Origin of the sequence: Paenarthrobacter sp. PH39-S1, assembly GCF_030063245.1 — a bacterium.
GTDB lineage: Bacteria > Actinomycetota > Actinomycetes > Actinomycetales > Micrococcaceae > Arthrobacter_M.
In genome coordinates, this window is record NZ_JASISR010000017.1 from 1 (window position 1) to 23,625 (window position 23,625).

The 23,625-nt window shown below is 63.1% G+C and carries 21 protein-coding genes; 4 read left to right on the forward strand and 17 right to left on the reverse strand.

Annotated features, from left to right (window positions below; genetic code table 11):
* Positions 1 to 43: 43 nt before the first annotated feature.
* The 3 genes from QMG52_RS12095 to QMG52_RS12105 all read right to left on the reverse strand — a co-directional run bounded on the left by QMG52_RS12095 (position 44) and on the right by QMG52_RS12105 (position 3,451).
* The gene (locus QMG52_RS12095) at positions 44 to 940 is read right to left on the reverse strand and encodes an MFS transporter (RefSeq protein ID WP_283560654.1); all 897 of its coding nucleotides are present in this window, start codon (positions 938 to 940) and stop codon (positions 44 to 46) included.
* Between the two features lie 2 nt (positions 941 to 942).
* Complete coding sequence (locus QMG52_RS12100) at positions 943 to 2,013, reverse strand: MBL fold metallo-hydrolase (protein WP_283560655.1); 1,071 nt, start codon at positions 2,011 to 2,013, stop codon at positions 943 to 945.
* 367 nt (positions 2,014 to 2,380) lie between these two features.
* The gene (locus tag QMG52_RS12105; protein WP_283560656.1) at positions 2,381 to 3,451 is read right to left on the reverse strand and encodes a PHP domain-containing protein; all 1,071 of its coding nucleotides are present in this window, start codon (positions 3,449 to 3,451) and stop codon (positions 2,381 to 2,383) included.
* A 266-nt stretch (positions 3,452 to 3,717) separates the two neighbouring features.
* Between QMG52_RS12105 and QMG52_RS12110 the strand changes: the two genes are divergently transcribed.
* Positions 3,718 to 4,338 carry an L-threonylcarbamoyladenylate synthase gene (locus QMG52_RS12110; RefSeq protein ID WP_283560657.1) on the forward strand — a complete coding sequence of 207 codons (621 nt, stop codon included), beginning with the start codon at positions 3,718 to 3,720 and terminating at the stop codon, positions 4,336 to 4,338.
* A 209-nt stretch (positions 4,339 to 4,547) separates the two neighbouring features.
* Here QMG52_RS12110 and QMG52_RS12115 read toward each other — a convergent pair whose 3' ends face one another.
* The 6 genes from QMG52_RS12115 to QMG52_RS12140 all read right to left on the reverse strand — a co-directional run bounded on the left by QMG52_RS12115 (position 4,548) and on the right by QMG52_RS12140 (position 10,180).
* Entirely contained in the window at positions 4,548 to 4,733 is a 186-nt protein-coding gene (locus QMG52_RS12115; RefSeq protein ID WP_283560658.1) for a hypothetical protein, read from the reverse strand.
* Positions 4,734 to 5,354: 621 nt separating this feature from the next.
* Positions 5,355 to 6,077: an SDR family NAD(P)-dependent oxidoreductase gene (locus QMG52_RS12120; RefSeq protein ID WP_283560659.1), complete on the reverse strand. Its 723-nt coding sequence runs from the start codon at positions 6,075 to 6,077 to the stop codon at positions 5,355 to 5,357.
* Positions 6,078 to 6,092: 15 nt separating this feature from the next.
* A complete protein-coding gene (locus QMG52_RS12125; RefSeq protein ID WP_283560660.1) occupies positions 6,093 to 6,857 on the reverse strand; it encodes an SDR family NAD(P)-dependent oxidoreductase in 765 nt (254 codons plus the stop codon).
* Positions 6,850 to 8,232, reverse strand: a complete 1,383-nt coding sequence (locus QMG52_RS12130) for an MFS transporter (protein WP_283560661.1) — start codon at positions 8,230 to 8,232, stop codon at positions 6,850 to 6,852. The genes QMG52_RS12125 and QMG52_RS12130 overlap by 8 nt, the downstream gene beginning before the upstream one ends.
* Complete coding sequence (locus QMG52_RS12135) at positions 8,229 to 9,119, reverse strand: polysaccharide deacetylase family protein (protein ID WP_283560662.1); 891 nt, start codon at positions 9,117 to 9,119, stop codon at positions 8,229 to 8,231. Before QMG52_RS12135 ends, QMG52_RS12130 begins: the two co-directional genes overlap by 4 nt.
* The gene (locus tag QMG52_RS12140) at positions 9,116 to 10,180 is read right to left on the reverse strand and encodes an asparaginase (protein ID WP_283560663.1); all 1,065 of its coding nucleotides are present in this window, start codon (positions 10,178 to 10,180) and stop codon (positions 9,116 to 9,118) included. The genes QMG52_RS12135 and QMG52_RS12140 overlap by 4 nt, the downstream gene beginning before the upstream one ends.
* Before the next feature lie 244 nt (positions 10,181 to 10,424).
* On the opposite strand from QMG52_RS12140, the gene QMG52_RS12145 reads away from it, so the two are divergent.
* The gene (locus QMG52_RS12145) at positions 10,425 to 11,483 is read left to right on the forward strand and encodes a LacI family DNA-binding transcriptional regulator (RefSeq protein WP_283560664.1); all 1,059 of its coding nucleotides are present in this window, start codon (positions 10,425 to 10,427) and stop codon (positions 11,481 to 11,483) included.
* On the opposite strand, the gene QMG52_RS12150 is transcribed toward QMG52_RS12145, so the two are convergent.
* The 5 genes from QMG52_RS12150 to pxpA are packed head-to-tail and all read right to left on the reverse strand — an operon-like array spanning position 11,480 to position 15,745.
* Positions 11,480 to 12,454 carry a 5-oxoprolinase subunit C family protein gene (locus QMG52_RS12150; protein ID WP_283560665.1) on the reverse strand — a complete coding sequence of 325 codons (975 nt, stop codon included), beginning with the start codon at positions 12,452 to 12,454 and terminating at the stop codon, positions 11,480 to 11,482. The genes QMG52_RS12145 and QMG52_RS12150 overlap by 4 nt on opposite strands.
* Entirely contained in the window at positions 12,444 to 13,358 is a 915-nt protein-coding gene (locus QMG52_RS12155) for a 5-oxoprolinase subunit B family protein (RefSeq protein ID WP_283560666.1), read from the reverse strand. The genes QMG52_RS12150 and QMG52_RS12155 overlap by 11 nt, the downstream gene beginning before the upstream one ends.
* Positions 13,355 to 14,710, reverse strand: a complete 1,356-nt coding sequence (locus QMG52_RS12160) for an acetyl-CoA carboxylase biotin carboxylase subunit (RefSeq protein ID WP_283560667.1) — start codon at positions 14,708 to 14,710, stop codon at positions 13,355 to 13,357. Before QMG52_RS12160 ends, QMG52_RS12155 begins: the two co-directional genes overlap by 4 nt.
* Positions 14,707 to 14,952: an acetyl-CoA carboxylase gene (locus QMG52_RS12165; RefSeq protein WP_283560668.1), complete on the reverse strand. Its 246-nt coding sequence runs from the start codon at positions 14,950 to 14,952 to the stop codon at positions 14,707 to 14,709. The genes QMG52_RS12160 and QMG52_RS12165 overlap by 4 nt, the downstream gene beginning before the upstream one ends.
* Positions 14,953 to 14,995: 43 nt before the next feature.
* Positions 14,996 to 15,745 carry a 5-oxoprolinase subunit PxpA gene (pxpA, locus tag QMG52_RS12170; RefSeq protein ID WP_283560669.1) on the reverse strand — a complete coding sequence of 250 codons (750 nt, stop codon included), beginning with the start codon at positions 15,743 to 15,745 and terminating at the stop codon, positions 14,996 to 14,998.
* Positions 15,746 to 15,860: 115 nt separating this feature from the next.
* On the opposite strand from pxpA, the gene QMG52_RS12175 reads away from it, so the two are divergent.
* The gene (locus QMG52_RS12175; protein ID WP_283560670.1) at positions 15,861 to 17,345 is read left to right on the forward strand and encodes a PucR family transcriptional regulator ligand-binding domain-containing protein; all 1,485 of its coding nucleotides are present in this window, start codon (positions 15,861 to 15,863) and stop codon (positions 17,343 to 17,345) included.
* A 166-nt stretch (positions 17,346 to 17,511) separates the two neighbouring features.
* Here QMG52_RS12175 and QMG52_RS12180 read toward each other — a convergent pair whose 3' ends face one another.
* The 3 genes from QMG52_RS12180 to QMG52_RS12190 all read right to left on the reverse strand — a co-directional run bounded on the left by QMG52_RS12180 (position 17,512) and on the right by QMG52_RS12190 (position 22,503).
* Positions 17,512 to 20,079, reverse strand: coding sequence for a PKD domain-containing protein (locus QMG52_RS12180; RefSeq protein WP_283560671.1), 2,568 nt, complete (start codon positions 20,077 to 20,079; stop codon positions 17,512 to 17,514).
* Between the two features lie 121 nt (positions 20,080 to 20,200).
* Positions 20,201 to 20,656, reverse strand: coding sequence for a hypothetical protein (locus QMG52_RS12185; RefSeq protein WP_283560672.1), 456 nt, complete (start codon positions 20,654 to 20,656; stop codon positions 20,201 to 20,203).
* A 293-nt stretch (positions 20,657 to 20,949) separates the two neighbouring features.
* Positions 20,950 to 22,503 carry a dihydrolipoyl dehydrogenase family protein gene (locus tag QMG52_RS12190; RefSeq protein WP_283560673.1) on the reverse strand — a complete coding sequence of 518 codons (1,554 nt, stop codon included), beginning with the start codon at positions 22,501 to 22,503 and terminating at the stop codon, positions 20,950 to 20,952.
* 73 nt (positions 22,504 to 22,576) lie between these two features.
* On the opposite strand from QMG52_RS12190, the gene QMG52_RS12195 reads away from it, so the two are divergent.
* Entirely contained in the window at positions 22,577 to 23,134 is a 558-nt protein-coding gene (locus QMG52_RS12195) for a class I SAM-dependent methyltransferase (RefSeq protein WP_283560674.1), read from the forward strand.
* Positions 23,135 to 23,625 lie beyond the last annotated feature (491 nt).

Consider the following 23,625-nt stretch of genomic DNA (forward strand, 5'->3'; position numbering starts at 1 on the left):
CCGGCTATTGGGGGCGGGCCGCCGTCGAACTTTGGTGAAAACGTCAGCGCATGTCCCCTGTAAGGTCCGCATCGCGGCCCTCCTTGGTGGCCATCACACAGACCGCGGCCACAACGAAGGCGAGCGCCCAGGCCAGGCCGACCAACCACAGCGATCCGCCGACCAGCAGGACCAGGCTGTAGGTCATGGAGGCGCCGGAGTAGCGGATGCGGGTGGGGAAGAGCTCGGCCACGTAGGCGCCGAACGGGCCAAAAATGACCCCTTGGATGATGCCGTTGGCAAGGAACAGGCCGATCGCAAAGCCCAGCAGCGTGTTGGTCTGCAGGAGCCAGAGGATCGGGTAGGCCAGCACCGCGCCGGCGATCATGCCGGTCAGCATGACGGGCCGACGGCCGTACTTGTCGCTGAGCCGGGCAGCAAACCAGATGCCCACGATTGTCAGGGTGGCGCCGATGGCCTTGACGTTCAGCACGCCGGTCTGGTTGACGCCGTGGTCCACGGCGTAGGAGATGGCCCACACCGTCATCAGGCCCTGCACGGTATAGGAGCTCATGCCGGCGAGCGTGCCCAGGATCAGGTTCTTGGGCAACAGCCCGATGGCCGTGGTGCCCAGGCCCATCATCACCATGGAGACAATCAGGCAGCCCTTGCGGCCAAGCCGGTCGCCGAAGTGCCCGAAGATGGCACCGCCCAGCGGCCGGGCGGCATACCCCACGGCCAGCGTGCCGAAGGAAGCGAACAAGCCCACGGCCGGCGGGACGTTGGCGAAGAACACCTTGTTGAACACCAGGCTGGCTGCAGTCGCGTAGAGTACAAAGTCGTAAAACTCGATGGCGCTGCCAACGAAGCTGGAGGCCAGGATCCGCCGCATGGCGGTGGTGTTCAGGCTGTCTTCCTTGACAGGGCGTCCCGCACGGAGGCGGGTGCTTTTACTCGTCATAGTCATCTCGAAGTCACCATTTCTTCAATCTTGCGCGTAGCAGCGGTAGTTTGGCCAAAGGGAATTGAATCAAGGTCGTCCGGGACGTAGTAGTCCCCGGCAAAGTCGGTGCCGGCCGACTGCCAGACTGACAGCGGCGTGGTTCCCGGGACCAGGTGGTGCAGTGCCAGCGCCTTTGCGCCGGCGCGGGTGGCCAGTTCCACGGCCTCGGCGGCGCTGGTGTGGGATTTGCGGTGGTGGTCCGCCGAGGCGCGGCCCGTGCCGTCGGCCGATCCTCCATAGGTCTGGTTGACCCAGTCGAAGTCGATGGCCTCGTGCAGCAGCAGGTCGGTGCCCCCGGCCAGCCGGACCAGGTTCTCGCACGGGGCGGTGTCGCCGGAGATCGTGACCGAACCGTCGGCGCTGTCAAAGCGGAACGCGAAGGCCGGGGCAATGGGCGGGTGCTGGACGAGGGTTGCGGTCACGGTGACAAGTTCGTCGGAGTAGATTTCAAACGGCTCCATGTCCGCCGGAGTGGGGTTGGTGTTCGGCGAGTAGCCGGTGGCCGCCGGGATGGTGATGTCCTGCGGGACAAAGTAGTCATAAGGGGACGGGCGCAGACTGTCCAGGATCCTGTCGTTGAGGTCGGTGGCGTAGGCCGCCATCAGGTGGCTGAACATGGCGGTGATGCCCGGAGTCGGGTTCTCCGGGAAAACGGGGGTCGGCGGCACCGCGGCGCGCGGGGAGACGGGAGGGAGTTCGCCGCGGTCGCCGGGGCCGATCAGGTGGATCTTGTGCTGGTCGGGGCCGAAGGTGAACATCCCGAAGATGGCCAAAGAGCCCAGGTCGATGGTGTGGTCCGAGTGCAGGTGGCTGACGAAGATGCCGCGCAGGGAGTTGATGGGCAACCCGGCCAGCATCATCTGCCGGCCCACCCCATGCCCGGCGTCCACGAGATAGGTAACGTCCCCGACTACGACGGCGGTCGCGATGCCCGAGCGCTTGCCGGCGTTTTCGCCCGTCCACCAGCGGGGGCCGCCGGCGGTGCCGAGGGTGACCACCCTTGGTGTGAAATCTAAGGCTTGCCGGTTCATGCTCTACTCCTGTTACTGCAGCCATGCGGCTGTAACTATGCTGTGGATCACTTCCAGCAACCATCGTGCTCCCGATCAGAGTTTTTGAAAAACGGTAATTACTGGCCATGAAACCTGGTATTGCTCATGTATGGGCCAACCAACCAACCCTGGACCCGAAAAGCTCTCACGGCTTCGGCTGAGGAAATAACAACCTGGCTGACGTCGCTGGAATACTCGGCAGCGGAATGGGCGCCTGCCCGGGGGTCATAAATACGTGCCGGGAGGAGGCAGCCCGCCAAACCGAGGAAAGGCGGCGGCACGGTCAGTGCGACGAAGTCAGGGCACCCGGGGCGTGAGTCGCTGAACCCAACGCGCCGCTATCCCCTCAACGCCCGGAGCCCGCCCACTCCAACAGCCGCTCCAACGGCCATGTCGTGACCACCCGGCCTGCGGGCACATCGTTCAGCACCGCCCGCTCGGCACCGTATTGGAGGAAGTCGAGCTGTCCGGGGGCATGCGCGTCGCTGTCGATGCTGAAGAGGCAACCGGCCTCGATGGCCAGTTGGATGAGGTCGTCGGGCGGGTCCTGCCGCTCCGGCCTCGAGTTGATCTCAACTGCGACGTCGTGCTCCGCACACGCTGCGAACACACGCTCGGCATCGAAGTCTGAGGGAGGACGTTGCCCCCGCGATCCTTGTACTAGCCGGCCTGTGCAGTGACCGAGAACGTTGGTATGCGGATCGCTGACCGCCTTGAGCATTCTTTGGGTCATGGTCCGCGCGTCGGAGCGAAGCTTGGAGTGCACGCTCGCGACGACGATGTCCAACCGGTCCAGCATTTCCGGTGTCTGATCCAAGTCACCGTTCTCGAGGATGTCGACTTCAATACCGGCCAGGAGGCGGAAGTCCTTGTCACCGTTGTTGCCCTGGGCTGTGTCGACGTGCGCTATGTCATTCTGCGCTACATCACTATTGGTCTGCGCCACGACGTCGAGCTGTTGGGCGAGACGCTCCGCGCTCAGCCCGTTGGCGATTTTAAGGTTGGGTGAGTGATCGGTCAGGGCAAGGTACTGGCGGCCCAGCAGCCGGGCGGCCTCGACCATGAGCCCGATGGGCGACCCGCCGTCTGACCAGTTGCTGTGGCTGTGCAGGTCACCGCGAAGCTCCGCATGCAGGGCAGCGCCGCCTTCCGCGAGCGGATGGCTTCCGCGTTGCCGCAACCCGTCGAGATAGTCAGGCACGCCGCCGTCGACAGCCTCACTGATCACCTCAAACGTCCTGGCCCCAATGCCCTTCATCCGCTTGAGCCGCCCGTCGCGCGCGCGCTCCACCAGCTCCTCAGGAGCCAAACCGCTCACGGCTTCGGCCGCGTTCCGAAACGCCTGCACCTTGAACGTGGGAGCGAGTTCCCGCTCGAGCCAGAACGCGATTTCATTGAGTGCGTCTACAGCATCCATCTGTCCATCTTCCCGTCGTGCAGCTATTGCGCGCGCCTTGCTTGAGGCCGACGGCGGCGGGTGGCGACGCCGTCGGATGCCGTCGCCGGTCCACTTGAGTGTCCTACTCGATCGAGATCCTGTCTACGCAGCCCTCCGGCGCCACCTCGGTCATGATGCAAACCCCTGGACCAACCGCGCCGGAAACCGCGTCGGAACCCCCTCCGTCACGCACCATTGGACCTGGCCTCCGTGCACGATCAGCCGCCGGGCCGTAAGCTCTTGGCATGGCGAGATACTACGACGTTCACCCCGAAGATCCCCAACCACGGGCGATCGCTCAGATTGTCGAGCTCGTGCGGGCGGGCGGACTAATCGCCTATCCGACAGACTCGTGTTACGCGCTCGGGGCACAGTTGGGCAACAAGGACGCGCTGGATCGGATCCGCGCGATCCGCCGGCTCGACAACAAGCACCACTTCACGCTGGTCTGCCGGGACTTCGCCCAGCTGGGGCAGTTCGTGAACATCGGCAATGATGTCTTCCGCAGCATCAAATCCGTCACGCCGGGCAGCTATACATTCATCCTGCCTGCCACGAAGGAGGTTCCGCGCCGGCTGCTGCACCCCAAGAAAAAGACGGTTGGGGTGCGCATCCCCGACAATAACGTTGTCCAGGCGCTGCTGGCCGAGCTCGGTGAACCGCTCCTTTCCAGCACGCTCCTGCTGCCCGACCAGGAGGACCCGCTGACCCAGGGCTGGGAAATCAAGGAGCGGCTCGACCACGAGGTGGACGCCGTGCTTGATTCCGGCGACTGCGGCGCCCAGCCAACGACCGTCGTTGACTTCTCCAGCGGCACGGCGGAAATCCTGCGGCGCGGAATGGGCGATCCTTCCCGGTTCGAGTAGGAGTCGGGCCGCCAAAAAGGTAACGGGGGGCCGGGTATTTCCGCGACGCACCATCGTGCGGGCCGTTCCTAGCGCAGGCCCAGCGTAGGGCCACCGTGTGCGCGGATGCCCTGCTTGCCAGCGCGGCGCCGCTGGCCGAACTGTCCGCCGGGCTCAAGCGATCTCCAGCGTTGAAGATGGACCACCTTTGGTGAAGTTGCGTCGCGTTTCTAGGCGTGTCTCCACGACACGCCTACGACGGCGGTCGAAACGAACTCGCTCAGTTCCGACGAGTAGACGCTGGGCAGGTCCAGACCCATCATCTCCAGCACATTGTCGATGCCGTTGGTTTTAATCGTTGCCGTGTCAGCCTTTTCGGCGGAGAAGCAGATACTCTTGTTGACCGGCTCAACCATCTCCCCGCGTGCGTGGCTTTCCGCCCGGGAGGGCGGGTGACCACGCAGGTGGTGTTTACAGTGCCTCAAGCTTCGGCAAACACCGGTTTCGGTAGAAGCCCCCAAAATGCTATGCGGGCTATCGGCCCAGACTATGGCCCGCGGCAGCTGACTCCCGCGGCCGCCGTGCCAGCCGCTTCCCGACGTCGCCCGCACCAAGTCGACCCGGTCAATGGACGCTAGAGCAATCCTGGTGCTGCATCGACCACCGCAACCCCCGCGCGAGCCATTTCTGCGACCAGGCTTCCGGACTCAGCCGTGGACGTGCAGTCGAGCATCAATTTGCGAAAGGCGTCCCTGCGTTCGCGGCTGGTGCCGGTGGCGGCCAACACTCCCCGCCACAATTCATCCACGGTACCGCAGATAATAGTCCGACCTTTCGCTCCGGATACGAGCCACGAGTCCCCGGTGGCAGTTACTTTTGGCGCGCCAGGCAAAGTACCCGAGACAGCTGTCACTGCCTGCGCCACTAAAAGCTGTTCTCTGGCAGTGCGTACCCGGCCCAGGACTGGGTCGGCCGCGATGATCCTCCCACAGGCTCCGCACATGTCAAGCTCCTTTCTTAGGGCATGACGTCGCCTCTTAGGGCATGACGTCGCCGGAATTGGGGCCGAGCGTTTGGCCGACAAAGAGGTTACCCCCGGGGTCGTTGGCCAGCAGCAGCGCTGTTGGAGCAACTTCGGCGGGCGTGCCGAAGCGGCCAAGGGGCAGCTCGGCGCGTTTGGCAACCTTCCATGTGTCGGAAATGCCGTCCACAAGCGGCGTTTCGATAGGCCCCGGGGCGATGCAGTTGATGAGGACGTTGTCCGCCGCCGTTTCCAAAGCCAGAGACTTAGTCATGCCGATGACGCCGGCCTTTGCAGCGCTATAGTGGCTCAGACCGACGCCCCCCTTGATGGCAAGCTGTGAAGCAATGTTGATGATTCGCCCCCATTTTTGCCGTCGCATCCCGCCCACGACTTCGCGGCAGCACAGGAACACGCCTGACAGATCTACAGCGATCGTTTCGTTCCACAACGCGAGCGGCATCTGTTCAAGCGGCGACTCCGTCAACAGGCCCGCACTGTTGACGAGTACATCGATCGGCCCCAAGTGTGCCCGGGCCGCAGCAAACCCATTCCTGACGCTGTCCTCGTCGGCGACGTCAACGGCGATGACGCCGTCGCCGCCAGCCCGGTCCAGGACCGCTACTCGGTCGCCGGCGGCTCTAAAAGCTTCCGCAATCGCTTGACCTATCCCGCTGGCTCCGCCGGTGACGACGACGGCGCGCCCGTCCGGGAATCTGTCATGATCTTGTGTGTTCATGTTCTCCTTCGGCGTTTAGGCCCTCATCCTGATGGTGAGCCCGCCATCAACGATGAGGGACTGTCCAGTCACGTATCGGGCGTCGTCGGACGTCAGGAACGCGATGACGCTGGCCACTTCCTCGGGCTGGCCCACCCGACCCCACGGAATGTCCCGTCCCGCCCGTTCAAGGCCTTCGGGGCCTAACGAGTTGACGGAGTCAAGTGACTGGGGCGTCTCGATGAGTCCCGGGATAACCACGTTGGCCCTGATTCCCACCGGCCCGAGTTCGGCCGCAACGCTACGGATCAGACCCAGTACACCGGCCTTGGCGGCGGCATAGTGGGCGTGCCCCTCCCAGCCGTAGACGCCGCCGGCGATTGATGAGACGGCAACCATCGCGCCGCCGTCGGCCATTCTTGCCGCCCCTGCACGCAGCGTGCGCAGCACGCCGGTCAGGTCGACATCCAGCATTGCGGCCCAGCGTTCGTCGGTGAGGTCCTGAAGACGGGAATTGCGGAGAATGCCGGCGTTAGCGACAGCAATATCAAGCCGCCCGAATTCGTCCACGGCCCGCTGGGCGAAGGCATCGACCGACGAGGTGCTCCGCACGTCAACCTCATGGACGACAGCACTGCCGCCGGCGTCCTGCACCAAGCGCAGTGTTTGTTCCGGATCATGCGGATCGTCGGGAAATGTTCCAATGACGGAGCGAACGTTGCGCGTCGCGTAGTGGGCCGCGAGTGCGCGGCCGATTCCACTGGCCGCCCCTGTGATGATGGCTACTTGCGGTTCAGGCATGGGGGTCCTCCGCTTTAGCTTCGGCTACTGGTTTGGCGGCGATCATGAGGACGCCCGAGAGCAGTGTTCCCATGGCGCCAATCCAGACAGCCGCAGTACCGGTGCCCGCACCGGCGGCTACCGCGGTGAATAGTGCGCCGCCGATGATCGTGCCCGGCTGGCTCATGGCCCCGATGAACGCCGTTCCGGTGGCGCGGCAGCTGACGGGGTAGCACTCGGCCATGAAGTACTGTATGGCCGCGTACGGACCGACGAGGAAGAAGAGGCCGCCGCCGTAGGTAAGAATGATCATGAAGGGGCTGGTGGTCAGAGGGCTCAGCATGAAGATGAAGCAGATTCCGGAGATAATCCAGCCGCCGATGATGGTCCATTTCCGGCCAATCTTGTCGCCAAGCCAGCCGTGGAAGACATAGCCGAAGTAGGCGAGAAGGTTGATGACGATCAGGTACCAGAACGCTTGCGAAAGTTCGATTCCCTTGGCGTTTTTCAGCACCGAGCTTCCCAGGACGCTGAAGATTGTGATGCCGAAGAAGTTAATGATCCATGCCAAGGAGAACACGATCGTGTTCCGGCGCAGATGTGGCTCCCAGATGCGTTTCAGCGGCGCGTCGGAGGAGTGCTCCACGCTGTAGGAGCGGGCCAGCGCGTGCGCCTCTTCGGTTTTTCCGGCCTTCTCAAGATGCGTCAGTTCGTGGTGCAGCTCGAATTGCGGGGTTTCCTTCAGCTTGCGTGATATGACCCAGACGATAATTGCCGCGGGTACTGTGGCCATCAGGTAAAGGGCACGCCAGCCCAGCGAGGGCAGGAAGGCCAAACTCAGCGCACTGGCCAGCAGGAATCCCAGTGGCCATCCGCCCTGGATAAAGGAGTAGTGGAATCCGGGCCGCCTGCGCTTCTTCTCGTCTTCGGTAACCTGGTAAACCTCGTTCATGTAAGTGGCGTTGACGGCCTGCTCGGAAAACCCAAGTCCGCCAAAGGAGCGCACAACGACAAGCAGACCGCTGCTGATGAAACCCAGTCCCACCGGGATCAGGGACGTCAGGCCGGAAACGATCGCCGTCCCACCGATGGTGGTCATCATGCCCTTGCGCCGGCCCAGGCGGTCAATGACCGGACCGATGCCGAAGCACACCACGGCCGTGCCGACGGCGATCCATGTGTTGATGGCATACGCCTCCGGCGCGGTCCACCCGAAGGACTCCTGCATGGCGGGCAGGAGGGTGCCAAAGAGCCCGTAGTCGAAAACTGCAACGGTCCAGGCGAGCAGGGCAAGGACCGTGGCGATGCTGGTGTTCCGTTTGGAGAAGACGGGGAATCGGCGCCGTTCGTTCCCCGAGGGTGCCGACAGATCGACGGTGTCGGATGGCGTGCTCATGAGTTACTGTCCTTTCGGGGGCTGCGGGCGATGAATGAATCGGCGATCTGGTCGAACGTGTGCCAGCTGACGCCGTCGTGGCCGCTGATGTACTCGATCAGCCGCTCAAGCATGAGGAGGACCTGCGGGCGGCCAGACACGTCGGGGTGAATCGTCATAGTGAAAACAGCTTGATCCATCTCCCGGAAAACCCAGTCGAACTGGTCACGCCACATCTGTTCGATATCGCGGGGGTTGACGAAGCCGTGGGAATTCGGCGACGCCTTGATGAACATCATGGGCGGCAAATCATCCAGGTACCAGTTGGCCGCGATCTCGACCAAATCGGTTTCCCGGCCGCGTACCAAGGGTTCCATCCAGGTTTTGGCCGGTTTGGTGTAGTCGATTTTCTTCCAGGTGTCCCCAACCCGGACGTAGTACGGTTCAAAGTCCCTGTGCATGAGGGAGTGGTCGTATTTGATGCCTCGCTCAAGAAGGATTTCGTTGGTGACGGGCGAAAATTCCCACCAAGGCGCCACGTAGCCGGTTGGACGACGGCCGGACACCTTTTCGATCAGCTCGATCGACCGGTCAAGGATGGCCGTCTCCTGCTGACGGGTCATGGCAATCGGGTTTTCGTGGGAGTACCCATGGACGCCAATCTCATGTCCGGCCTCCACGATCATCCGGGTCAGGTCCGGGAAGGTTTCGATCGAGTGACCGGGCACGAACCAGGTGGACGGGAGGGAGTACTTGCCGAACAGGCGAAGGAGACGCGGACCGCCGACTTCGCCGCTGAAGAGGCCCCGCGAAATGTCGCACGGAGAGTCTTCGCCCCCGTAGGAGCCGAGCATGCCGGCGACGGCGTCGACGTCAACGCCGAATGCGACCTGAATATCCTTCGTCATGATGTGCCTTTCAGATGGTTGATAGATGCGACGGGAACGTCTTGAGGGGCCGAGCCGCGGCTGGCGAACTGCCCGGCGATGTCCTGCCGCGTCCACCCCAGCCGCAGCAGCAGGGCCAGCAGAATCAGCGACTGTGAGGGACGGAGCAGTCCCGACGGTATGGCGCCCGCGGCCAGAAGGTCACGTCCGCCTCCACCGGCGCCGTACACCGCCTTGACGGGACCGGCCTGCACTCGGGTGCTGGTCACGACCACGACGCCGGCCGCGGTGGCCTCGGCGACGACTTCGACCAAGGGAACGTTGACATTGCCGATTCCCGTGGCCTGCAGCACGACGCCCTTCGCCCCGGCCGTGAGGGACGCGCGAAGGTGGGTTTCATCGGCGCCGGGATAGGCGGCAACCAGGTCAACGCGCACCTGTCCGCGCTCGTCCGGCAGCGGCAGCGGGGCCATCCGAGGACGTGCCTCGCGCAGCAGGACGCCCTCGGCCTGGGAGAAAGTGCCGATCGGGCCAAGATCCGGGTCCCCGAAGGCTCTGAGGTCGGAGGTGTGGATCTTGCGAAGTCCGCAGGCGTTGTAGATCTCCCCGGCAAAGCACACGAGGACTCCATGCCCGGCCGCGGACGGCGCTGAGGCTACGGCGATGGCCCCGGCCAGGTTGTCCGGACCATCCGGATCGTCCGCGTCTGCTGATCTTTGGGCTCCGGTGAAGACAACCGGGCGGGAGTCGTTGTGGGTGAGGTCGGCGAGAAATGCCGTCTCTTCCATGGTGTCGGTACCGTGCGTGACGACGACGCCAACCACCAGGGGATCGTTGAGGACCTCCCGGATTTTTACACAGATGCCGTACATGTCCTCAAATGTCAGTAAGTACGATCCCTTACGGAAGACGTCAATTACCCGGACCGGGTACATCAGCGAGCCTGCCAAGCCTGCTAAAACCTGCTCGCCGGTGTCGGAGGCGACTGTGGCACCCCCGCCGCCGTTCGATGCACGGGAGGATATGGTGCCCCCTGTCGCCAGCAGCACCACATGCGGGCTGGCGGGGTCGATCGGTGTCATCTGAGCTCCATTATGCACTGTACCCAATCGATTGGGTTTCGGACGTCGCGAAACTTGGGTTCCAGGTATCTGTGAAGACCCGGCGCTTCATGTGGAGGTTGTCGCGGCATAGGCCCCATACCCAATCGTTTGGGTTGTGGCGTAAGCAACTCTAGAATGGGTTTCATGGCACGTCAAGGATTTTCTTCGTCCAACTTGTCGAGGGTTTCGTGCCACTCGACGAATTACCCGAAGCGGGGCTCGAATGAGTGACGCAAGCATGGGCGCCAGGGCGGTGACCTTGAAAGACCTGGCCGCCAGCTTGGGCGTTCACCCGTCCACGGTGTCTCGAATTCTGCACTCGGACAGCGACGTGGCGAAGGGCGCCGCATCGGCCGCCACGGCCCAACGCGTTCGTGACCTGGCTGAAAAGCTTGGCTACTCCCCCGACCCGCAGGCCACCAGCCTGCGCACCAGGCGGACTCGGATGGTGGGCGTCATTGTTCCCCGGCTCTCGGACCTTGTCCTGGCCGTCATGTACGAGGGCATTGACGAAGCGGCAGCCGGCATCAGCTATTCCACCTTTGTCATGAACTCCCGTGACGATCCGGAACGGCAACGCCAAAAAATCGAAACAATGCTGGCCCGGCGGGTGGACGGTCTCATCATTGGCGATGCGCACCTCGATGACAATCTGCTCGCGGAGCTCACTACTCGAGGAGTCCCATTTGTACTGGTGAGCCGCCGAGTACCGGGTTACCCGTCGGCAACCTGTGACGATATCGTCGGCGGTCAACTCGTCGCGGAGCACCTGTGGGCCAAGGGGCACCGAGACGTGGCCATCATTGCCGGCGAATCTTATGCGAGCACTGCCGTCGACAGGACAAGCGGTTTCGTCACCCGTTGGAAGGAACTGGGCGGCACCATTCCCGACAGTGCAGTTGTCTGGTCCCGATTCGACACGGCCGGAGGACGCGAAGCGGCAGAAGCCATCCTGCAAAACCGCGGCCTCCTCCCCACTGCGGTTTTTGCCGTCAACGATTTCGCGGCCATCGGCGCCATGGGCGCCCTGCGATCCCACGGCCTGCAGGTGGGTCGGGACGTGGCCGTCGTCGGATTCAATGACACTTCGCTCGCGGCCGAACTGCCGGTTCCGCTGTCGTCGGTCCACTCCCCGATGCTTGACATAGGGAAAACCGCCGTCAACATGCTGCAACGCATCCTCAAGGGTGAGTCCGTCACATCCACCCGGCTGGCGCCGTCACTGTTCGTCCGGGAAAGCAGCGCCGCACACAGCACACGACGACGAGATCCGGCTCGCTAGAGGATATTCCCCCAGAGTTTGCTGCGCGCCGCCCTGTAGTCGGCGCGGGCGGCGAGTGCATCCTCCATAGTGACGGCCCGGAACCGGGTTTTTGTTCCCGGGGCGCTGCGTGCCAGCAAATCCATGTCGGCGCTAATGACTGTTGCGACCATGGCGTAGCCGCCGCCGGACACCGCGTCCCGGTGCAGTGCGATGGGTTCTTGGCCGCCCGGTATCTGGATGGATCCCACCGCATAACCGGCGTCGACGATGTTTGACGGGTCTGAACCCGCACCGAAAGGCTGTTCACGCGGCTTCCATTCAATGACGGGTCCTGAGTACCGCAAACCCGTCCTGTCCGCGACCGGAGTGAGGGTCCAAGTGGCGGAGAGCAGCGTTTCCATGCCGGCTTCGGTCAGCCGGTGGTCGTAGAGTCCGCGCACCACACGGATGCTTTGTTCCAGGGCAAATGTCGGCCGCTGTTCGGCGCCGATCCCGTCGAGCCCTTGGTTTCCTGCGGCTGTCCCGGGACCAACATGAAGGACATCCCCGGCCTGGAGCTTGCGGCCTTTGAAACCGCCGAGCGACCCGAGGGTGTAGGTTGACCGGCTGCCCAGAACGACGGGGACATCGATGCCGCCACGGACGGCGATGTAGAACCGTGTACCGGCCATTAGAAAGCCGAATGACAGTTCATCCCCGGCTGACAGCTCCAATCGGGTCCATTGCTCACGGCTTTCGCCGTTGACTTTCACGTCCACGGGCGCGCCGGTGATGGCGACTACGGCGGAATCTGTTGTCCGAAACCGCGGCCCCAGGTACGTACATTCCAGAACCGCCTCCTCGGCGGTGTTGCCGACCACCGCGTTGGCCATCTCGGCTGACAGCTGGTCCATGGATCCACCCTGTGGAATGCCAACGTTGTAGTAGCCGAGCCGGCCGCGGTCCTGAACCGTGGTGGATAGTCCGGGTTCGTCTATTTCAAATGCCATTGAGCCGCTCCAGAATCTCATTGTTGTAGCGCACCGGATTCTCCAACGCTTCCGCCAGGTTGAACGTCACAGAAGCCTGCCGATACACGAAGGTTCCGTCCTCGACCTGCTCTTGAATCCGCTCGTATTCGGTTTTGTCCACAGGGCGGAACTTGACGATGTCACCGGGCTTGAAAAAGATCATGAAGCTTTTGAAGTCCGGCAACTTTTGCGCCGGATCAAAGATCGGGGCCGCCGCGACACCGAACATCTGGTAGCCGCCCGCTCCCCGCACCGAATAGATACAGGCGAAACAGCCTCCATGGCCGACCGTCAGCGCAGGAGTATCCGTGCGGGGACTTAGGTATTTGGGCACCTCAAGCTGCTGATCCCGGGGAACCATCTGGAACATAAACGGCAAACCGGCAACGAATCCGACCATGGAAACCAGCCAGGGATTGCTGTGGTGCCTGCGAATGAACTCAGCGGCGGAGGTCAGGTGGTTCGCTTCTGCGGCGAAGTCCAGGTCCGTGCCGTTCGGGCGTTGGTGGCCGGCTCTGAATCGTGCACCTGTCTCGCGGGTGAACGGGTCGTCATACCAGACAGGAATCTCAATGATCCGGGTTTCCAAGGTACGGTTCGTAGAACCGTCAACTTCCAGCTCGATGGCCCTGACCTCGGCTTCGAGCCCAGCCGGCGCCAACTTATCCGGATCAAAGCGAATCAACAGGGAAGCGTTGGCGGGACAGACGTCTGAGATTCCAGGCAGCGCCCTGGCGGCGAGCACGGACGCCATCGAATTGGCCTTGAAATTTGCCGCGAGGCTCATCGATTCGTCGATTTCGACGAACAAGAACTCGTCGCCTCCCCAGGTGTACCGGGCCGTTCCCTGCAAATCTTTGGTGTCACCGTCGTTGTTGCTCATGCCAGGGACTCCAGCAGGTCAGTGGCCGTCTCGATGAACCTGGAGTGGTGTTCCACCTCGCGCAGTTCGGGAAGGAGGATCAAGGCCTTGAGCATGGGGACCGTGGTGGTGACGCCCTCGATGTTTACTTCCCCCAGCGCATGGCCGGATCGGACGATCGCCCGATGCCTGTCCTCATTCCAGACCACCAGCTTCGCAAGGAGCGAGTCGTAGAAAGGAGCCACCGTGGAACCCGCCACGAAGCCGGAATCCACTCGAATACCCGGTCCGCCGGGCCAATCGAGCCGGGTCAGCAGGCCGGGGCTGGGCATGAAGCCATTCTTCGGGTCCTCGGCATTGATGCGGAATTCGAAGGCGTGTCCCCGAAAGACAACGTCTTCCTGACGGAGCTGCAACGAACCACCGGATGCCACCAAGAGTTGTTCCCTGACCAAGTCCAGTCCCGTGATCATTTCGGTAACCGGATGTTCCACCTGCAAACGGGTGTTCATTTCAATGAACGCGACCTCGTGGTTAATAGGGTCGTAGAGAAACTCGACAGTACCCAACCCTGAGTAGCCGCATTTCTGGCCCAGATGGACGGAGGACTCGAGCATCCGCGCGCGAACCTGCTCAGGCAGATTCGGCGCCGGAGCTTCCTCCATGACCTTCTGCTGCCGCCGCTGCATGGAACAGTCGCGGTCCCCCAGGTGGATGACATTTTTGCCGTCACCGAGGATCTGAACCTCCACATGCCGGGCACGCTCGACAAATCGTTCCAGGTAGACGGAGGAGCTGCCGAAGGCCGCAGCGGCTTCTGCCTGGGCGACTTCCACTGTGGACAACAGGTCCCCCCCGGCAACAACGAGGCGAATGCCTCGTCCACCGCCCCCGGCGGCTGCTTTGACCACCAGTGGATAGCCTATGTCGCGGGCAATACTAACGAGGTCCGCGTTGGCAGGCGCCGCGCCGTCGGTCCCGCGAAGGGTTGGCACGCCGGCATCCTTCGCCGCCTGCCTGGCCTGGGCTTTATCACCCATCATCTCGATTGACTCAGGCGCAGGACCCACCCAAGTCAGTCCAGCGGCAATGACAGCCTTGGCGAACCTCGCGTTCTCGGACAGGAAACCATAGCCGGGATGGACGGCATCGCAATCAAAGTCCATTGCGGCTTTCAGGACGGCCTCCTGATCGAGGTAACTGCGGCTGGCCGGGGCCGGCCCAATGACGGCACACTCGTCGGCCAACTGAGCCGCAAAGGATTGAGCATCAGGTTCGCTGGCCACGACAACCGTTGCAATGCCGAGCTCCCGTGCGGATCGGATAATGCGGACTGCAATTTCGCCCCGATTAGCGATCAGGAGTTTTTTCACGGTGCCACCTCTACCACAGCGATCACGTCACCGGGATTGACGGCACCATTGTCCTCGACCTCGAAGCTCGTCAGCACGCCTTGGACGTCGGAGCGGATTTCACTGAACTGTTTCATGATTTCGATGACGCCAATTGTTTGACCAATTTCAATGCGGTCACCTTCGGAGGCATAGGCGTCTTTTCCTGGGCCGGGCTTCCGGTAAAACAGCCCGGGGAGGGGGGACACGATGGCATGGGACATGAGGAACCTTTCGGGTGATAACGGGAGGATTGGCCGCCATGGGTCATGCGGTAGCGAGCGCCTGCTTTACGGCTTTGGCGACGGCTGGGGAATTCTGTGCGTCGGAGTGAACGCAGATGCTGCTGAAATCAATGGTGATGAGTGACCCGTCCGACGCTTCGACAACGTCATCGCGCAGCACTCTACGCACCCGTCCGGCAGCCGCGGCCGGGTCAGTTGGTTCGGGGCGACGCTGGATGAGCAGCTCCCCCGCGGAACCGTAATTCAAGTCGACGTAGAGTTCGCCAACGAACGGAACACCCAATTCATCGCAGACCCTTTGGTGCACGGTGCCGGCCAGCCCATAAATGGGGACGTCGTACAGCTTGGCTACGGCTGCGGCGCCTCTCATCAGGTCTTCATCCCGGGCAAGCATTCCGTAGAGCGAGCCGTGGGGTTTGATGTGGTGCAGTTCTACACCGGCTTTTTTGAGGAATCCGCAAAGCGCGCCTACCTGATACAAAATCAGCGACTCAACTTCGCCAGGAGTCAGCTTCATTTCCCGGCGGCCAAAGCCGACGATGTCCGGCAAGCCCGGATGCGCGCCAATCGTCACCCCGTGCTTCTTGGCTGCCATAACGGTGGCTTCCATGGTGTCAGGATCGCCGGAGTGGAAACCACACGCGACGTTTGCGACGTCGATGCTTTCCATCAGTTCGAGGTCGTTCCCAAATGAATGTAGGCCCAGTGCCTCGCCCAAGTCCGAATTGACTTCAATGGCAGCTGTGACCCTTTTCGCGTTCTCTTCTCGCATGGGAAAAACCATACGGAAGACAGCGAGCGCAACCTAGTGGGCAGTTGCACAGTAAAGTCGTGTAGAACTAAACACGTCGCACAGGTGCCCCATCTGTGGTCGTTCAAGGAGACTTATGAAAGTTTCGGACCTGCTGGCGGAGGACGCGCTCCAATTGCGTCTGCACACAGCCTCGACGGCGGCACGGCTGGCCCGCTCCATCAGCTTTTGTGCCCCGGCCGAGTTCCTGGACCCCACACCCTTTCTGAGCCCGAACTGCCTTCTCATCACGAATGGCATCGGATTCAATATTTCTGACGACCGCACTTGGGACGCCTACGTGGAGAGGTTGGCCGGGGTACCTGTGGCCGCAATTGCGTTCGTCACGGGGACAGCCCACCGGCTGATTCCGTCCGGCTTGGTCAGGGCGGCCTCGAACCATGATGTTCCGCTCCTCGAGGTTCCCCGCGTTGTCCCGGCGCTTCAAGTTCACCGTCTCGTGACGGGCATACTTGAAGCGGAACGCTTCGCCTTGACCAAACAATCGTGGGCGTTAGCCGACCGTTGCGCAAAAATTGTCGGCGGGGGCGGCACAATGAACCGTTTGCTGGCCGAGGTTTCTGAGGCCGCCCAAAGTCAGCTGGCAATCCTCGATGCCACGGGGTCCGTGGTCGCCTATTGGCCGCAAGGATCACATTGGGGTCCGGAAGATCTCAGTCCAGGACGGACCGGGGATGAGGCCGTTTCCTTTGAACTCCCCATGGGCGGGACGGATACGTATCATCTGGTGGCCCGCGGCCGGCTGTCCCGAGAACCGCTGGCGACGTTACTGGGACCCGTCTCATCCATCCTCGCCATCCAACTCACCAACGCGCTCAGGGTCGCCGGGTCGAGACAGGGAAAGTTGGAAACCCTATTGGCACAATTTGGGGACTGGCAGGGCATTGCGCTGGAAGAGCTCACACGGACTTTCAGCGCCAGCGGATTTAATCCGCTTGAGGCCACGTTTCTCGTTGTCGCCCGGCTGGATCCTGCCGATTTGTCCCCCGCGTGGAAGATTCGGCTGGCAATTCAGGAGATCTTCAGGAACAGTCAACTTCTGACGGCTCAGTACAGTCTTTACGTATTCGCCCAATCACCACAATCAACAACGTCATCCGCGGCTGAGGTCACCCGACAGGTTCTGGCGTCATGCCGTCTGGTGGCGGGGAATCTTCCCATCGTCATCAAAGACGCGGCGGACAGCGTGGACGAGTTGCGGCTGGGCCTCGCCGGCGCGCTCCACGGCGTGCGTCACGTTTCAGAACCGGTCATCGCTGCCCCTTTGGAGATACAAGCCCTCATCGCCGCGGCGGCCGGCGGAGGCGCCCGGGCCGCGGCCCGGAAACTGCTGGCACCCGTGATCAGCTACGACCAGAATCATGGCAGCGAGCTGCTCAAGACGCTCCAAACCTACCTAAAGTGCAACGGGCAGTCCTCCCCCACCTCCCGAGCGCTCTACATCCATCGCAACACGCTGGGCAACCGGCTGCGGTTGTTGGCGAATCTGCTGCGGCTGAAACTGGACACTCTGGACGGCCAGGCAACGTGTCTCATGGCGCTCAGGATCACGGCCGTCTAGACTCCTGGACCCAACGTTCAACGGATCTTCAAGATCGTCCTGTGCCTGCCCTGCCGTGCAGCGCCTGCCAGCCGCTTCCCGCGCCGGTCAGCCGGACCCAAACGGCCGCTGTCGGGCTTTGAACGGAAACGAAAACGGCCTGACCCGGCGCGGACGACGACGGCCCTCAGTTGACGGTGGCAACTGCGCCGAGGTCAAAGGTCACATCAGGGGTCGCGTGGTAGTTCAGGTGGGTCTCCACAGCGATGGTGTTGATCCCGTCGACCAGCAGGGAAAGGGGCACGTTGACGGTCACCGGGCTCATCGCGGCTTTAGCCGTGCGGAATCCCGTCGCCGCGTAGGTCCCGAAGGTGATCGGTCCGGTAGGCATGCCGCTCCGGACCACTTCCGTGCCATTGACATAGACCACCACGCCATCGTCGGCTATCGTCTGCAGCGACAACTTCGATACCCTTGAGGCCGTCGCAACGTTGAACTGACCGATGAAATAGGCTGCCAGGGGACGGCTGCTGGCCGGACCGGACACGTCGATGTTCGTGCCCAGCCCCGTCGTGCCGAAGCCCAATGTCCCCGGCCCTACGTTCCACGATGACGCGTCAAAGCCCCGGTTCTTCCAGGCTGAGTCCGGGGCGGTCGAGGCAAAGCGCCAGCTCCATGACGACTTTGTAGGCACGACGACGACGTCGACCGGACCCGTTGCCGCAGCCACCGTCACGGGAGCGGACATAACACCCGTGCCGCCCTGGTTATCCGTCACGGTCAGGGTCACGGAGTAGGTGCCGGCCGCCGCGTAGGTGTGTGCCGCCGTCGCCCCGGTCCCCGTCGTTTGATCGCCGTAGTCCCAGGCGTAGGAGGCGACGGACCCGTCCGGGTCCGAGGACGCCGAACCATCTACTGACGCATCAAGGCCGGACACGCTGCTGCTGAACTTCGCCACCGGCGACTGGTTGGGTGCCGGCCCGCCCCCGCCCCCGGCAGTAGTGGCGGTCGCCGTCAGGTCAAAGCTGATGTTCGCCGTCGCGTGGTAGTTCAGGTGCGTCTCAGCGGCGACGGTATTGGTCCCATTCACCAGCAGTGACACGGGGACCTCAAACACCACCGGATTTGCCGTGGCAACCGAAGTGTTGGTGGTCGAGGAGGCAAAGGTATTGAACGTCACGGGCCCGGCCGGCATATTGCTGCGGCCCACTTCCGTGCCGTTGACGAAGACGACGACGCCGTCATCGGCAACCGTCCTCAGTGACAGTTTGGTCACCGCGGAAGCGGTGTCCACGGTGAATTTTTTGATGAAGTAGCCAGCCAAGGGCCGCGTGCTGGCGCCCCCGCTGACGTCGATGTTCGTGCCGAGCCCGGCGGTTCCAAACCCGAGGGCGCCGGCTCCCGATTTCCACGCCGACGCGTCATAACCGGGATTTTTCCAGGCCGCGTCAGGGGCCGTGGGAGCGAACCGCCAGCTCCACGCCGCCTTCGCCGGCACGACGACGGTATCCACACCGGGGGCGGGGGCGGGGGCGGCGGCGGTCACCGTCACGGAACCGGTCGTTGATGCCGTCGCGCCCTGATTGTCGGTCACTTTCAGGTTCGCCGCATAGGTACCGGCCGCAGCGTACGTGTGCGAGGGTGAGACGCCCGTGCCGGAGGATCCGTCCCCGAAGGTCCACGCGTATCCTGCCAGGCCGCCGGCACCCGTGGATCCGGAGGCGTCGAACGTCGCGGAAAGCGCGTTGGTGGTGGAGGTAAAGGACGCCAGGGGCGCCACTGCGGTCCCGAAGGGGACGCGTTGAATCTGAAGAACGTCCGCCGTGCTGACGACCGTCACCTTCAGCCATTCGGCCACCGTGGGTCCGCCCTGGATGGTGATTCTGGACAGGTTGGGGACCGGGGTGGAAATGCCGTAGTAGGACAACCATGTTGAGGAGGCCAGGGGCTTGTCGCTGACGAAGGTGTGGGTATCTCCGTTGAACAAGAACACCGGCTTGCCATACGCCGAGGCCTCCGCGGCGATCGCCTTCACCAACGGGCCAAAAGCGGTGCGGTTCGGCGAACCGGTAAACATGTCGGCCTGCGTAATCAGGGCCACGGCCCTGCTGTTATTGGTCTTCGCGGTGGAAAAGGCGCTGCGGATGAGCGAGATATCCGCGGTGTTCCGGGCGTCCACTTCCGCCTTCTGCTCAGGCGTGACCGCTGTGTTGCCCTTCCACCAGGCCAAATCGTTTTCCGATCCGACGATGTGGACCAGGCCAAACGTGATGCCTTCCTGATCCAGCAGCACGTTCTCCGGATAGCCCGACTGGGCAGTGACGGCCACCGGGTTCTGGCCAAGACTTTGGCCCGGTTGGGGGAAAAATACCCGGCGCACCGCCGCCAGACGGTTCAGCGGATTGGCCGCGCCCACGGAAGCGCTGGAGCAATCGGCCCACTCATTGTCGCCGGGTGTATAGAGGAGCGGATCCACGAATTGGTCGAAGTCCGACTTGATGGTGGAATAGTACGAATCGGAGCAGTTGGGCGGGCCGCCGATATCGCCCAGATGGCTCACCAGCTGCACGTCGGGATCGGCATTGATCTGGGCTATGCGCTGCGGAAACATGGACAGCTGCGTGGAGCCGTAGGGGATGTCGCCAATCACGGCAAAGCTGAACGGGGCAGCAGCCGAGCCTGCTGCTGCCAGCACCGGCGTGAGAGCCACGGAAAATATGGCGCCGGCAAGGATCGAAGCAAGCCTGCGTTTCACGCTGTCTCCTACTGCTGGTGGGCTAACCTGGGAGACCTGCTTGCCGCGGACTGATTCTCAGCCGGCCGTGCCACAACCCTCCACCCAAGGTTCTTGCCGACAGCACACCGGTAGTCGAACTCTACAATCCACCCGGGGGCCTGTCGAGACGGGGGTCTGACTGACGGCGCGGTGACTGACAATTCGACTCCGCCCCGATCCTGCCTCTTCGATGATGTGTTGTCATGGCTGTACTGGATACCGGAGCGATGATGAAGGAGCCGCCCTTCCGCTTCACGCTCCAGAGACAGACTGAGCCATTTTCGCTCCGCGCGGCAACTGTGTGCTTGATCTGAAGAACGTCCACGTCTTCCGGGTATTCGCAGCCCGTTCGCAGGGTGAACTCGGCGGCGAACCTCAGGTTGACGAGCGTCGAGAGTCTTTTGAGCGCTCTAAGGGACAGGAATGTCCCCGCACACACCAGAATCCACGGGCCGAGCACCACCACCGGGTACCACTCGTGCAGCCACGGCTTGACCAGAAAGGCAGCGGCGAAGAATAACAGCGAGGCCGCCACTGAGACAACTTTCAGTCGCACCTCCCTGTGCCAGAGCTTTCGGATCTCAGGAAAGTTCAGCATGATCGGAGCGGGGGTCGTCCATGCCGCCTCCAATCTCAGCGCCGCACATCCCGGCGGTTGTCGCTTGGTTCACAATGTCGCAGCAAGTGCGGGAAGCGTCAATGCGTAGAGGGAAGTGGCTTTCCTGGGTCAGCACGGTGGTTCAGTAGTCGCAAACGATCCCGGAGCGGTGGACCTCGTGGGCGGAGCAGACACCGCATTCGGCGAAAACCTCCAGCATGGGATTCCAGCGCCGCCGTATGGATCCAAGGTTATCGGTGACGCCGGTGCAGGACTGCCCGGTCCAGCCGCCGCCGCCGCAGAAACACCAGAGCCTGCATGGACCGGCGGATGAGCGGAGCGGCCAGCCGATTCCGGGCATCGGCGATGGCCGCGTTCCACACCCCGTCGGAGTAGGTCGGATAGGCGTGCGTGATCCCGGCGATATCGGAGGTCGTGAGGTTCTTTTGCACCGCCACGGTCAGTTCGGCCAGGGATTCCCCGGCCCGCGGGCTGACGATGGTTCCGCCCAAAATCCTGCCCCGCCGGTCCACGATCAACCGGGTGAACCCGGCGGTGGAACCCTCGGTCACGGCCCGGTCAATATGGGCATGTCTGACGGTCCGGGCCTGGGTGCGGCCGTTACTCCCGGTTTCGGTCAGTCCGACGGCGGCCAGCTCCGGAGAGGTGTACGTGACCCTCGGGATCGTGGTGCTGATGCGTCGGCTGAGGCCGAGAACGGCGTTGGAGGCTGCGACGCTGGCATGCACGCCGGCCAAGTGGGTGAACCGAGGGTTCGCCGTCACGTCGCCGGCGGCACGGATCAGCGGGTTGGAGGTCCTCATCCGCGGATCCGTGACGACGCGCCCGTACCCGTCCAGGGCGACGCCGATCCGGTCAAGCCCCAGGCCGGCGGTACGCGGTGTCCGACCGGTGGCCAGCAGGACCGTGTCCGCCTCAACGAACGTTCCATCCCCCAGGTGGATGCGCGAGGCGCCTTGCGCATCGGTGGCCCGCTGAACTCTGACGTCATCGAGAATGCGGACGCCGTCGGTTTCAAGGCTTTCCCGCACGACGGCGGCAGCCTCCGGATCTTCCTTGGCCAGGACCCGGGAACGGACGATCATGGTCACCTCCGAGCCGAGGCGGGCAAAAGCCTGTCCCAGTTCACAGCCGACCGGACCGCCGCCGACGATGGCCAGCCGGGCCGGGAGATCGGCCAGGTTCCAGATCGTTTCCGACGTCACTGTCGCGGACACGTTCAGGCCCGGAATCCTAGGGCTGAGCGGTTCAGCGCCGGTGGCGATGAGGGCCTGCCGGAACCGGATGGTCCTGCCATCGACGTCGACCACGCCCGGCGCGACGAATCTGGCGACACCCTTGATGACCTCCACCCCTGCTGCTTCCAGCGCTGCGGGGGAATCGGCTGGTTCGATTGTGTGGATCGTCCGGAAAATCCTTTCCCGAACGGCGGCAAAGTCAGGCGCACGCCCCGTCAAAGTGCGCTCGGTCGTTGCGCGTTCGGCCGCCGAAAGGATGGTTTTGGAAGGGACACACCCGGTCCACAAACAGTCCCCTCCGGTGTGCTCACGCTCCACCAGGACCGTCCGGGCTCCGAAGCCCGAGGCCGTCTTGGCTCCAATGATGCCCGCCGTGCCACCCCCGATGACCAGAAAATCGACAATCCCGGCACAGTTCGTCACCAGGCACCCCTTCGTGTTGATGTATGTTTCCCCTACGGCTACCGTACCGCCCGAAAATGACCCCGCCACCATGGCAGGGCGCGCCCGATAGGAGAACTCCATCCGCGACAAATACGCCGTCATCGCCCCGTTCTACGACATCCTTTCAGCCGAGTACCCGGTCTACCGTGCAGGCCGGCTGCGTGGCATCGACGCCTTGGACCCTTCACCGGCGCAGCAGATCCTGGACGTCGGTTGCGGCACAGGGTTGAACTTCAGCCTCCTCCAGCGGCGGATCGGCCCCACCGGAATCATCGTCGGCATCGACCGAAGCCCACAAATGCTGCACCGGGCCCGCCGGCGTGCCGCAGCCCATGGCTGGGACAACGTCATCCTCATCCAGGCAGACATGACCACCCTCGACCCGTCCATAATCGGCGCCCACATCCGCGACAGCGGCGGTTCCACTGCCTCCGAGGCAGCTTTGGCGACTTACTCGCTGTCCCTGATGCCTCATTGGGGGACAGCATGGAAAAACATGACGACGCTGCTGCGCGGGGATGCCCGGATCTGCGTCGTGGACATGCAGGACCCCATCGGCCGGGCAAGGTGGCTGGCCCCGCTGGCACGGCTTGCCTGCGCTCTGGGAGGGGCGGACATCACCGCCCATCCCTGGCGGGCAGTGGAGGAAACGTGTACCGACGTCACCAGCGCATCAACACGGGGAGGCCACCTGCAGATCCGCGCCGGTCGGCTAAGCCGCCCCACGACGTAGCCGTCTCCCCCGCAAAGGTCGGCGCTGAACGGGGTAAGGCGCGGTGGTGTCGTGGCCCGATCATCGATTCCATGTTCGCTATATTCTTGGCGGACCCGGCAGCACGGAGCTGGCGACAAAAATGGCAATGGATGCCGCTCCACCGCACTCTTGACGCCCATAAACACGGGCCAGCTGAAAAGCTTCGGGTACGCCGTCCACTGCTTCGCCAATATCAGCGGGACGCAGGCGATACCTGTGGCCACATGCGTGCCCTGACTCAGCCGGTACAGCCAGCTGGGACGGGTCAACACCGGCTGTCACGGTAATGGCTCCTGCAGAAATGCGAATACAGCCCGGTGACGAAACACGTCACAGGCCAGACCCAGCAACCGCCCACCAGACCGGCGGCGCGTTGCGAGGTCAAAATCCTTCCGGCGCACGAATGGATTACAACCGCCACACCGACGGATTACAGGAGTTGGAGGGCCCCCGCACCGGCCCTCTCGGCC